Raw genomic sequence first — 11743 nt, 5'->3', positions numbered from 1 at the left:
TGGTCGGACTCGAACCGACACTCTCTCGCGAGAACCGGATTTTGAATCCCACAGGACGTGAAGGATATCCTTGTTAAGTACATGATTATCAGTGGATTTTAGCTACATGGGCAAGGGTTAGTGTTGGATATCCTTGCCTATCTTTTGATAGCCGTGAGACAAAAATCCGCACAAACAGGCTTTGTATAGAGCTACAGTGCAGGGAAGCGGCTCTCGAACTTTTCAGTGAACTGACCGAGACTTTACTTCTCTTTAGCCGGACATGACGTAAGCCTGCCTACCAGCGCTTGGACTATGAAACCAGTGAACTGTTTGAAGAAGCATAAAAGTCACTAACATCTTTAGCAATGACTCTCCTAACAAGATAAGAATCCGAAAAAATGCCAAAAACTGTATACAATAACAGTAATCCTTGGACTAAGTAGCCTTCTGTAGTAAAATTCAAGGTCAAAGTGAGTTTACTAGAGGGCAGTAATAGCAATGGCTACAGGCGTACTTGGAAAAGAGAAGCTGGGAGAGGCTGCTACATCAGCTGGGGAAGCCAGGTGCGAACCTTGGGCCTTACCAGATCGTTCTGAAATGGCAGTTCTAAGTTATGCAAACAAAGTAAATGATAGGAAAATTCTTGAAAAACTAGATCAAAAGTACTTATTAATAAAGAACAACCCTAGAGAAATCGAACACATACCTTTAGATAGCTTTATTTTAGCAGACAATTTTTTTGGACTAAATAAACTACTTGAAAACTACTCAGGAAAAATAAGGCTAATATATTTAGATCCGCCTTATGGTACGGGTATGGACTTTCAATCAAGGAACCTTGAGCACGCTTATCAAGACTCATTTGGAACAGCCTCATGGGTTGAAATGATCCGCCGAAGATTGATAATTATGCGAGAGCTACTATCAAGTGACGGCAGCATATATATCCACATCGGACACCAAATGCTCTTCCATCTAAAAATAATCATGGACGAAGTCTTTGGCCCAGAAAACTTTAGAAACCTCATAACAAGAAGAAAGTGCAGTTCCAAAAACTCAACAAGAAAGCAATATCCAAACCTGCATGACTATATTTTATTTTACAGCAAGTCAAGTAAATGGATATTCAACCAACCCAAAACACCAGCGACCGAGCAATGGATTGAAAAAGAGTATCCCAAGTCAGATAATAAAGGCAGATATAAACTCGTTCCTATCCACGCACCTGGTACTAGAAATGGTGAAACTGGCAAAGAGTGGAGGGGTATGTTACCACCACCAGGAAAGCATTGGCAGTTCACTCCCGCCAAGCTAGATGAGTTTGATAAAAACGGAGAGATCCACTGGTCTAAAACGGGAAACCCAAGACGAAAAATATATTTAGAAAAAAATAAGGCTGTACCCATTACAGATGTTTGGTGCCAATATAAAGACGCCCATCATCAAAGCAAGATGATTACAGGGTACCCAACAGAAAAGAACTTAGAAATGCTAAAAATGATAGTACAAGCATCAACAAATGAGGGTGACATTGTACTCGACCCATTCTGCGGTTCTGGCACAACAATACACGCCGCAAGAGACTTAGATAGGCATTGGATTGGTATTGATCAATCATTCACTGCTGCAAAGGCAACCATAAAACGCCTAAAATATGGTTTAGAGCGAATGGGGGATTATGTAAACAAAAGCAAGGATACCGGTCAAGGTGCATTCAAACGGGAGGACGCTCTCGACAGTAATGCGTTAAACTTTGTAGTAGACAATGATGTTTACCTGAAGCATAAAAATCTGGTTAATGAAATTTCGAACACATAATACCATCTTATAAAAAAATCCAGCCACTCTAAGTCAGCTGTATAACCAGTCAAGAGTTAGTCGCTCTACAGCTGTTTTTAGGGTGGTAACACGAACATTACCATTCCACTGATTATCTAGATTGCATGCTTCAGCCCAAGTGTCTCCGTGAGCTAAGCCAGGACCATCAGCTAAAAATATTACTTTAAACTGATTTCCTGACTGCAGGCAAAAGCTTGCAGCCTTACTAACTTTATCACTATTTCCGCCTGTTCGATCATCTGACTGAGCACCTCCTCGTGTACTGTCATATCTAGCAAAACCAACAGCCTTAACTTCTTTTGTAGACCTATCCTTTATTATAAAATCGCAGGGATAATCATGTGTGAAATCTTTAAAAACATCAGATAACTGGATATCTTTACCGGCACCACGCGGACCTTCAATAACCACCTTACCGCCCAAGTTTTCCTCTACCCAATTAAAAAATATATCAGTCAGAATATACCCCTGCTCACCCCGTTTATCATACTCGCCAAGAAGGGCACTCAAAACAGAGTAATCAGTTTCACTGAGCGTTGAAAACTGTCGCTTCAAATCAGAAATCGGCTTAAATGTGTACCCATAGTTATTTATAAAAAGCGAAGTCGGATTAGCTTGTATTTTTTTAGTTGCCTCTGTATCACAAACGGGGCTTACACATCTTCTAAAAAGCTTAAGCAAGGTCATCTGTGTTTTTTTACTATAAACTTTGGGGATGCGGATTTTTTCTAGAAGCTCAGCAGAGCTTTCGCAACCAAGCGTCAGCTCAGAGAAAAGCTTTATGTCTTCTTTGTAATCACCAACCCTTTGCTGCATAAACTCTGGAAATGTTCTTCCAGCCTCACTAATTGCAGTTATCACCTCATGAGGATTACTTATCTTACTAAAAAAAGACTTTTCTTCCATGCTAGCTCCGACTATCAAGATTACTCACTCATATTCCAATAGATAACCATACTTAATAAGAATTGTCTAGATAATCACCGAATTAAAAACAGCATTTTATAGGACCAAACCCCGATTTCGAGGTTTGGTCATTGGACTACTGGGTGTTTCTGCTCACATGCTCAAGGACTAGGAGACGCAGCAGCATGCTGGTACTCAGTCCCTGTCGTTCGGCCCTTTCCCTGATATCCAGTGCTTCAGCAGGCAATAAGTAGACACTCAGGCGGACTTTCTGCTGAGCCTGGCGAGGCCTACCTCCTATCGATCGTTCGATTTCATCAAGAGTCTGCAACATCGACACCTCCTAATGCAAGAATTTCACGATAAATGGCATCATGCTGGTCACGGGTCTTGATCAACCTTGCTAAGCCCCTACGCTCATGGACGTTATACAACCAATTCCGTCCATGTTCGGCAACGCGCTCAAACAAGGTGGTGTGCTTGATCTGCATGATACGAATAGTACCCAGCGCTGCACGAAGCGCATTGCTTGCACGTTCGCATTTTTGCTGCTGGGTGTAATTGTTGATGATCACCACATAGGGGACGCCGGCACCTTTGATGAACTGAATAAAATCAATCGTTGCCTGGATGCTTCGCTGATCGGTCAGTGTCGGGATCACCACCAGATCACAGAAGCTGAGCGCATGGGTCACTTTGGGGTCTACCTGTGTTGACATGGCACCGAAGTCGTAAACAACATTGCCCAGTGATTTTATTTCTTTTGGAATCCGCTTCAATCGAGGTTCGATGCGGATCGTGTCGGGGTCATCAAGGATGGTGGTGTCATTGGTGACGTAGTGAAAGCCTGCAAATAATGTCATGTTGTAGGCAATGGAGCTCTTCCCGACGCCGCCCTTATAGTTGGAAAACAGTATTTTCATTTTTCGTACCTGAACTGTCTGGCTTGTAGATGAACGCGCCTTCTAACTATTTGTTCAGGTTTTTCCGGGCTGAAAAAGCGCTTTTTCAGGCTGTTGGCAGGTGGATGAGGATGGGGACAGCCAGATAAGGGCATTCTTGACACTAGAACCTACCTATATACCCCTACGGACTTGTGTCAAACAAGACCCGTAGGGATGAGGTTCCATTTTATGATGACGGTGCTGGATTTAGAGCAGCATCCAGCGGCTGGCGGTCTTGGGGTCGGATCAAAACGCCTGGGTCAAAGGATGCAAAGTGTTCTTTCAGCTTTCTGAGTAGTGGCAGTAATAGAGGGGTATATGGTACGACGCCTTCCATCACCGGCCTGTTTTTGGACTGACTGATCGTGGCAGGTTTGATAAATACCTCGACCTCTTCAAGTGCCTCAGATAGGAATTTATTACTCAAGGGTCTGCGACAACTGACGTCTGGAAAGCCCCAATAACCCTGCATGTACCCTCGACAGAAAAGACGTGCATAGAGACCTGCCAAGGTGTCTGTACGCTGGATACGCAGAGTTCCATTACCACTTTCCTTTAGGTGACGAACAACATCAGCCATCAAGCGATACTCCTGCCAGCTATAAAAATCCCCAAGAGTTTTCAGGCAGTGATTACGCCGCCAATTATCAAACATCAAGCGAACCCGGCTCTGCTCCTCTACGGTTCGGAAGGGCACACTACTACAGGCCAGATGCTCAACCTCTCCGACTTTTCGTATGACGGGGTTAACCAGATCCCTTTTAAAATCAAACTCCAGCGATAGACGCTGCTCTTTACGCTTCATGATCAGGTCACTTTGCAAGGTGAACTGCTCACGGGTTGAGATCAGATGACTGGCATCCACCAACTGACCAGGCTGACGATTCAAATAAAGCTCAAGTACATAAGCATTACCGTCTTTTACACCTCGCGGCGGCCTAACTCCTGCCTTGGCTGTAACCGGGCCAATCGCTTCATTATCATGCCGTAGCGCCGTAAGCTGGCCACGGGTCTTCATGGCAACCACCTGCTTGGCTCCATGCTTTAATTCCAGAATGGATTCCGCTGTAGGATCGAGTTCACGGTGCCAGGCGATAAAAAGCTGTGCCATAGTGCCATCAAGTGATATCTCGTCTAAGGTTGCATTGGTCAGAAAACCATCCGTCGTTGCTGAGGTGACATTACGTTCTGGTGGAATGGAAGCGATTAGCTCATGCAGTAAAGCTCTTACAACGCCAGTGGTGTAAGCAGCAAAGAAAGGGTGAGTGATAGCTGATCGGGGTATTTTCTTACTCAACCCTGATTGCAGCTCAAACCCCGTTTTTGCCCTTAAACCCTGGGCAGTCTTGCCATACACACTGTTTCCTAACTCTTTCCAAAGCAGCTCTTCCAGTGAGCCTTTTGCATGACTATTACGTTTTTCACGCACCAACTGCATGAAGCTGCCAAAGACAGCATGATCTGATGCCCAAGGTATGATGAAACCGTAGTGGACGCTGATTTCACAACCCATAGTGACAGCCAGCTCGATTTCATGCAGCGTGCAGTGCGTTGTCCCTGCAAGCGGGTAGATCAATCCATGCTTATCCGTGCGCACCGGCAGGCTAGGATGACGACAGTCAGTCGGAAACCGAAAGCTAATGTACGCCAAGCCCAGCTGATCACCAACATAATCCTCAACCTGCGTACTATAACGCAGGTTGTCGAAGTCAAGGGGTCTGATGGACTGTAGAGCCGTGGTGTAAGCCGACCGGATATCGAAGTCGTTAAACTCATCGATTTCACTAGGACCCATCTCAAAGCTGATGTTGTAACCACCGTGATAACAGTTGACGGCAAGTTGCTCAAAATCGGCATACGCTGGATGGGGAACCTGCACGACCTGGGTTTTTGGAGTCACACCACCAAGTCCATCATCTCTAGGCCAGTAGAGTCGGCTTTGCTCGGTCAAATTAAAACTTTGCAGGAGTTGTGCCCTGGAGTACTTTTCAATATAACCCCGCCTGAACAGCGATACAGCCAACCCACCGATAGTTGCTGGAACACGACTCGTGCCAACGGCTTGAGCAAACGCCATCATCCAAAGAAGATACCTAGCTGGAATTTCAGCATCGCGTATTGCATAGGCTTCAAAACCCGCTTGATCAGCTTTCAGATACTCATCCATGCGCTCAATGCTGTAAGGCTCTGGAATAGTGATTTTGTGTAACCCCAGCAGCTGCCCCACTGCATCCAGATTGCGACCAGCAGGGACGAGCAACATGGTGTCATAAAAACGTACTTTGACCTGCTGAGGATCGATCAGATCTGGGTCGTGAATAGGCATACTCGCTTTATTCAGGTGCCTTGACCGCAATTCACTAAGGTCAATCCCGTACCCGTTATCTCCATTTAATGAAGCAATCGTGCGTCGGGTCGATTGCACGTTGGTTTTGAGTGTGTTGAATACTCGACTAAAGTGAGCCAGATCCGCCCTAGCAAAGAAAGTGGCCACATGTACATGAGCAGGGTAGCGTTTTATCACACCCGCCTGAAAAGCATCTTCTATCGCCTGACCCAGAAAGTCATCAAGCTTTACCCGATCATTTTTACGAGCTGACGGGGTATAAATGATTCCAGAGTGACTTTGACCAGCAGGTGTAATCAAGCAGTACTGGTAACTTAAAATATGAAGCGTGGTGTCAGTCAGCGCCACGTATTCGGTATCCACACCGATAATTACCCAGTCCTCGGCAACAGCATCAGAGGAAGGAGTAGGAATCATGTCATCCCACAGGCCGGATGCTTCTACAACTTCCTCAGTGGTGGCAGCCGCTGGTGGGACACCAAAACGTTCACTATAACCTGACACTTCAGTAGGCCATAGCTGAGCCCACGGGTCTTCTGTACTGATACTGGGGCAGGTCGTGTCCAGATCGCCACCCTTTTCTTTAACGCTAATCATTTGTAATACTCCCATAAAAAAAGCAGCACCTGCCAATGGCAGACACTGCTTACGGGTTAAAAGAAGGGGTTATTCACTGGAAACGCAGATCATTTTATTGGGCACTTGGCGCATCAGAATAGCCATAATCTCATCTTGAAGAACATCCAGTTCATCGTAGAGTTCTGAATCAAACATCAACAACGACCGACCATAATGACCATCGACCACCAGAAAATCCCTATTCTGGATTAGGCAGGTTGTCACCCTGCTAATGAACTCGAACGGGATAACCGCACGATCTTGGATGTAAAGGGTGTCAGCCACCTTGGGCATTTGGTAGACAACAGCATTGAACATTTCAACTGCTTGCTCAAGGTTTTCATGGTACATCCATCCGGGTCTTCGACCTGTCTTATCTAGTAAAATGACAGCAGGCTTATCAGGGGAGTTAACAACAATCGCACCAGCAACACTGTTACTGTTGATTAATGTACCACTAACACTGATAAACTGTGAATCGGGCTTTTTCATCGAGCTACTCCTGTTACTTTTTAACGGGGGGTTGTTTTTTGAGGCACGCGGGTCGGCAAACTTTTGCGCCTCAGTTGTCTGATGAGAAGTCTGGGAGTCACTTCCAGTCATGGTCGCTGGCTCTTTTTTTTGCTCATCGGTTGCTTTAGTTACTGCATTAGTAGACTTACTCATAAATCTCACCTTATTTATCAATGAAGTTGATCACGTCTCTCTTCCTGAACCGGATCACTGAGTTTTTGGCAGACCCTAACTTTATGAAGGGTGGAAGCTGCCGGGGGTTTCTTGAGCACCATGTATTCAAGGTGTTCAAAGAAATTCGTAGGACTCGTGCCACTTCGCACTTCGTCATCAGTTCTTCATATTGCTCTAGCATCACGCGACCTCGTTATTCGCTTGGTTGATGGTGCAACTGTATAGACTTATCCTGTTTCCAATGGCCGGATTACTGGCAAAGTGGGGAACTTCAAAAAAATATGCCTTCACCCATTCCAGCCACCTGTTTTCAGGTAGCTCTCCACTGAAAGTCAGATAGTAATCACCTGAAAACCATGACAACGTGCCATTTCTGGCAAAGTGGGGTAACTTACTTGGGTGGCAGGTTTCAGAAGCTGATGCACTAATTAACAATGCAGATTGCACAGGTTTATCGGATCAAGAAGAGCACAACCAAACCCAGTGATGATGGATAGAGCAGGATAGGGGGGCACCGTCTTTAAGCCTGTGCCCTTCCAATAACTATAGGTACATGAAGTCAAACAGAATGTGCAGAAAACGCCGCATTGACCACAGCCTGCTGCTCCTCCTGACTGATAGAAAGGTAACGACGAGTAACCTCAACAGAGCTATGACCTAGCAGCTCACAGCAAGCATAGATACTGCCAGTCTCAGCCATAATCCGGTTGCTAAAAGTCTTGCGCAGACTATGAATACTAACGGGCTTACGGGAAAAGCCAGGCTGGACTTCAACTTCTATACCCTTGACCGCTATGCCAGCCCGTTTGCAGATGCGCTGCATTACTGCACGGGGGTAGCTAACAGGGTTTAAAGGGTTCAGAGGGGATGGAAATACATACTCACCACCACTCATCGACAAGGCGTGCTTGATGACTTCTTGAGCAAATACTGACAGGGGAAATGTCTGGTTCTTACCAGACTTAGTCAGCAAAGTGATTGAAGACAAGTCATCAGCCAGATGTTCGCGCCTGAGCGTTCTGGCATTTTTAATGCGCAGCCCAGTAAAGTAAGAAAACATCAGCGCCTGTACACCGGGATTATTCATTTCTAGCAAGCAGGCATTTATAAAGGCTACCCCCTCCGCTTCAGACAGGTAGCGTTCAATGATGTTATTTTCCCGCTCCCGCTGTATGACAGAGCAAGGGTTATAGTTAATCAAACCATTCTGGTGCGCGTACTTGAATAGAGCATGCATGAGTGATCGGTAGCGATTAATCGTTGCAGGCTTTACCCCTTTCGAACGTAGCTTATCCAGAACCCGCTCCAGATGGTAAGATCTGACTTCCTTGAGAGATAAAGAACCGATCTCATGTCTGATTACTCGATCAAACTTTGAAATGTCTTCCTTGTAAGTAGATTTCCTTGCCTGGATACGTGGCTTGTAGTGTGTGTCAAAGAGTTGAGTGACACTGATATTAGAACCCAACAGGCCATACGATAAGTTAATGTCCTGAATGTAGGCTTCCGCCATTTGCTTGAACTGGGTCAAGCTAACTTCAGGATAGCGGCCTAAGCGCTTGTGGAACCGTTTGTTGAAAGCATTTAGCTTGACTCCCAGTGTGGTAGAGTGTGGAGTTGAATACACCCTGAGACGGGCATCACCTTCGACCTTGTACTCAGTGGGCTTACCATCAATCGCTACAGCTAGTTCTATGCCTTTCTTGGTTAAAGGAACGGTTTTCATCAGTACCCCTTACACAGTCAATGAGTTAAGAGGATGGATTAAAACGTATTTTTTATTACCGACTGGTGATAGGCTGGCAAAGTGGGGGACTTTATCACACCGCCAACATAGTTCCATATCGTAGTAGACTCTACCTGCAAGATTGACCAGAAATACAGAGAGATAAATCATGGGGTTTTACTGCTATGCTTAACAATGACATTAAAAAACTAATAATGATAAGAGACCTTTTGATTGGATCTCAAATCAACAAAAACACATTAGAGCTAATCAAACACCAAAGCGCACTTTTCGAATGTAAAGATGGTTCGGAAACTTTTGACACCACCAACACCCCTCAATATTTTTTTGGATTAAAAAAAATCGAAAATGATCTTACGATAAACTTCATAAAAAGTAATAATGAACTTGATCGAGAAAACCAGCACTACCTGCACACGGTAAATAAAGACACACTGGAAGAAATTACAAACAAAATACTTCCTCCTAAAGGGCAAGCATCATATAAAACAAAGCGGATTACGGTTCTTTTACCTCATTCAGCCTCGAAAATAAATTCAAAAGAAGAATTAATGGATAAATTCCAAACTCAATGGAAGCACTACCATGTCAGTGAGTTCGAAAATCTGGATGATATACAAAAATCAGAATACTGCTTAAGGCTTTATACTGCATTTTTTCTGCTGCGCCATGCCAATATAAAGACAACAAAGGACAAGCCATCTACATTTATATCAGCAATTAAAACATTCGACATATCTGACTTCTTTCATATTTTCAAAGAAGAAGATTATGAAGAGTTCAAGAAAAAAAACAAAACAGCAAGCAAGATCACGGAAGAAAGCTGCATAGAGCTTCTTGCCAAGCAAATAGCTATTGAAGATGTCCTCAGAGAAAACAAATACTATTTCTTTCAAGGCAGTAATTTTCGAATTAAAGAAAACTCTGAGACAAAGGTTTGCGCTAAAAGCATTGCGGAAAGACTAAAGGCACCTATATCCGGACTTGTTGAGCAACGCTATGACAAAGTGAACCTTGAATCAGATAGTTTTAGCAACCCTGGAAGAGGCGAGGCAGACAGACAGCGCATGCTTCAAGGGTTAGCCTACATCCTAACATTATTTAACGGGGAGATAATAACAGTAGAGTTGCCTTTAAGCAGAAAATACCATGATAAACAGAGCAGCAAAAGCACTGGAGATGATGAAAACACAGAAATTAAAAAAACAGGTCGTTACTTGTCAATCGACCAACCCGCTATAATCTGCCCAAGCCCCATAGCAGGTATGCTTCTTGACTTGCAGAATCACCATCAGAGGTTAGATGAAATTCTAGGGAACAGTCCAATAAAATCAAAAAAAGAAAAAAACATCAACCTGAATAAATTGAAACTTAATTCAATTTACACTATCCACCTGCTCGTTAATCACACTAAAATGCAGCCTGCCGACCTCGACAGCCTAATGGAAATAATCGGTCATTTTAAGCGCGGAGCAGAACCAGAGGAATTAATAAGAATGCTGAATGACAACAAAAAAATCACAGTTAAAAACAATTATCTTGGCGATGCAAAACCCAGAATATCCGTCGAGCTACCAATTCTATACCCATACTAATACCGCACTGCTCACAGTAGCTCGGCTGCATTGGCAGCCCAGCTACTGCAGCTATCCCATTTGGCTGCTGGCTGTCACCCGCCTGCCTGGCGACGTTGCCAGCAGCCAAATGGGGCTGTCCTGCGGATGAGCAGTTCAGACGGGGGCTAGAAGAGCCAAAGGCATGAAACTCAATACTGACATACGTCACACACCTACGAATTTTCAGTCTAACACTCAACCATCAAACCCAAGAGCGAGCCTAGTTTGCAGTATAGCAAGAGCACGCTGCTTGGTATTTTTCACTGAACCACCCAATACACAGACAATTAAATATTAACATACCCAAGCGTGGCTACAGCAATGATGTCACTGAGTGTATTTGCAACCCCTTCAACCACTGCCTCAACCGAAATCAATACGGCACCCGGAACATTAAAAATGGTATCAATAGGGTTAAATATAGTCCCAACAACAACACCTACAATACTGTATATAATCCCGAAGAAGAGCTCTATCAAATTGAATGCAATCCCAATTACAGTATCAACAAACTGCGTGGACTGCCCTTTTTTCATTCGTTCAATTTGATATCCAAGGTAGCTCAACTCTTTGGTGATAGAGTTGAACGTAGCTGCAGTCGCGTAAGTGAAGTGTGAAGCTCCATCCCATGCAAATAACGTAGGTACACCATTACCATGATGATCATATATTATGAAATGGAAGCCACGAGCATAGACCCCCTGCATATAAGCACGCTCTAAATTCTCATCACCAAAATTAAACCAAGGACGCTCGGACTCCCACGGCCTGTCAGCCGAGCGATCCAGATAATCATGCTCAGTAGCACTAATCCAGATCGTATTGTTTGTATCATTCCCGCCTAACTGCTGCTGGATGACATGCTGAGATTCACAGGTGGTTTGCCGAGTAGTTGTCATCATCTCCACCGGATGCCGGATAGAGCAATACCCCTTACCGATCAACTTAGTCATAGCCTGTGAGGGGCTTGATACCAAAATTAAAAGAAAGCAGAGCGAGAGTGCAAGCGATTTCATATTTGTCCTTAAATAAATATTTAGTTAATCTGATTCTTCAT

Annotated in this window: 9 protein-coding genes; 2 read left to right on the top strand and 7 right to left on the bottom strand. The window is 44.3% G+C overall.

Annotated elements, in window-relative coordinates:
• The first annotated feature begins 480 nt into the window (after window positions 1–480).
• Window positions 481–1800 carry a site-specific DNA-methyltransferase gene (locus tag IBX50_RS12575; RefSeq protein ID WP_292256349.1) on the top strand — a complete coding sequence of 440 codons (1320 nt, stop codon included), beginning with the start codon at window positions 481–483 and terminating at the stop codon, window positions 1798–1800.
• A gap of 33 nt (window positions 1801–1833) precedes the next feature.
• On the opposite strand, the gene IBX50_RS12570 is transcribed toward IBX50_RS12575, so the two are convergent.
• From IBX50_RS12570 to IBX50_RS12550, 6 genes are all read right to left on the bottom strand, one after another.
• Window positions 1834–2727 (bottom strand): hypothetical protein, encoded by an 894-nt coding sequence (locus IBX50_RS12570; protein WP_292256348.1) that lies wholly within the window; start codon window positions 2725–2727, stop codon window positions 1834–1836.
• A gap of 317 nt (window positions 2728–3044) precedes the next feature.
• The gene (locus IBX50_RS12565; RefSeq protein ID WP_292256346.1) at window positions 3045–3650 is read right to left on the bottom strand and encodes a ParA family protein; all 606 of its coding nucleotides are present in this window, start codon (window positions 3648–3650) and stop codon (window positions 3045–3047) included.
• A gap of 208 nt (window positions 3651–3858) precedes the next feature.
• Window positions 3859–6615: a hypothetical protein gene (locus IBX50_RS12560; RefSeq protein WP_292256344.1), complete on the bottom strand. Its 2757-nt coding sequence runs from the start codon at window positions 6613–6615 to the stop codon at window positions 3859–3861.
• A gap of 69 nt (window positions 6616–6684) precedes the next feature.
• Window positions 6685–7302 (bottom strand): hypothetical protein, encoded by a 618-nt coding sequence (locus tag IBX50_RS12555; protein ID WP_292256343.1) that lies wholly within the window; start codon window positions 7300–7302, stop codon window positions 6685–6687.
• A gap of 10 nt (window positions 7303–7312) precedes the next feature.
• Window positions 7313–7480 (bottom strand): helix-turn-helix domain-containing protein, encoded by a 168-nt coding sequence (locus tag IBX50_RS20745; RefSeq protein ID WP_366930724.1) that lies wholly within the window; start codon window positions 7478–7480, stop codon window positions 7313–7315.
• 402 nt (window positions 7481–7882) lie between these two features.
• Window positions 7883–9049, bottom strand: a complete 1167-nt coding sequence (locus tag IBX50_RS12550) for a tyrosine-type recombinase/integrase (RefSeq protein WP_292256342.1) — start codon at window positions 9047–9049, stop codon at window positions 7883–7885.
• A gap of 185 nt (window positions 9050–9234) precedes the next feature.
• On the opposite strand from IBX50_RS12550, the gene IBX50_RS12545 reads away from it, so the two are divergent.
• Window positions 9235–10665: a hypothetical protein gene (locus tag IBX50_RS12545; protein WP_292256340.1), complete on the top strand. Its 1431-nt coding sequence runs from the start codon at window positions 9235–9237 to the stop codon at window positions 10663–10665.
• Window positions 10666–10973: 308 nt separating this feature from the next.
• Here IBX50_RS12545 and IBX50_RS12540 read toward each other — a convergent pair whose 3' ends face one another.
• Window positions 10974–11702 (bottom strand): hypothetical protein, encoded by a 729-nt coding sequence (locus IBX50_RS12540; protein ID WP_292256337.1) that lies wholly within the window; start codon window positions 11700–11702, stop codon window positions 10974–10976.
• Window positions 11703–11743 lie beyond the last annotated feature (41 nt).

This window comes from Marinospirillum sp., assembly GCF_014859565.1.
The sequence above is the reverse complement of the archived record's forward strand: the minus strand, read 5'-3'. Positions and strand labels throughout refer to the sequence as shown.

What these genes read in the sequence shown, in the direction of transcription:
- IBX50_RS12575 (WP_292256349.1), top strand. Translation starts at nt 481, where the DNA reads ATGGCTACAGGCGTACTTGGAAAAGAGAAGCTGGGAGAGGCTGCTACA.
- IBX50_RS12570 (WP_292256348.1), bottom strand. Translation starts at nt 2,727, where the DNA reads ATGGAAGAAAAGTCTTTTTTTAGTAAGATAAGTAATCCTCATGAGGTG.
- IBX50_RS12565 (WP_292256346.1), bottom strand. Translation starts at nt 3,650, where the DNA reads ATGAAAATACTGTTTTCCAACTATAAGGGCGGCGTCGGGAAGAGCTCC.
- IBX50_RS12560 (WP_292256344.1), bottom strand. Translation starts at nt 6,615, where the DNA reads ATGATTAGCGTTAAAGAAAAGGGTGGCGATCTGGACACGACCTGCCCC.
- IBX50_RS12555 (WP_292256343.1), bottom strand. Translation starts at nt 7,302, where the DNA reads ATGAGTAAGTCTACTAATGCAGTAACTAAAGCAACCGATGAGCAAAAA.
- IBX50_RS20745 (WP_366930724.1), bottom strand. Translation starts at nt 7,480, where the DNA reads ATGACGAAGTGCGAAGTGGCACGAGTCCTACGAATTTCTTTGAACACC.
- IBX50_RS12550 (WP_292256342.1), bottom strand. Translation starts at nt 9,049, where the DNA reads ATGAAAACCGTTCCTTTAACCAAGAAAGGCATAGAACTAGCTGTAGCG.
- IBX50_RS12545 (WP_292256340.1), top strand. Translation starts at nt 9,235, where the DNA reads ATGCTTAACAATGACATTAAAAAACTAATAATGATAAGAGACCTTTTG.
- IBX50_RS12540 (WP_292256337.1), bottom strand. Translation starts at nt 11,702, where the DNA reads ATGAAATCGCTTGCACTCTCGCTCTGCTTTCTTTTAATTTTGGTATCA.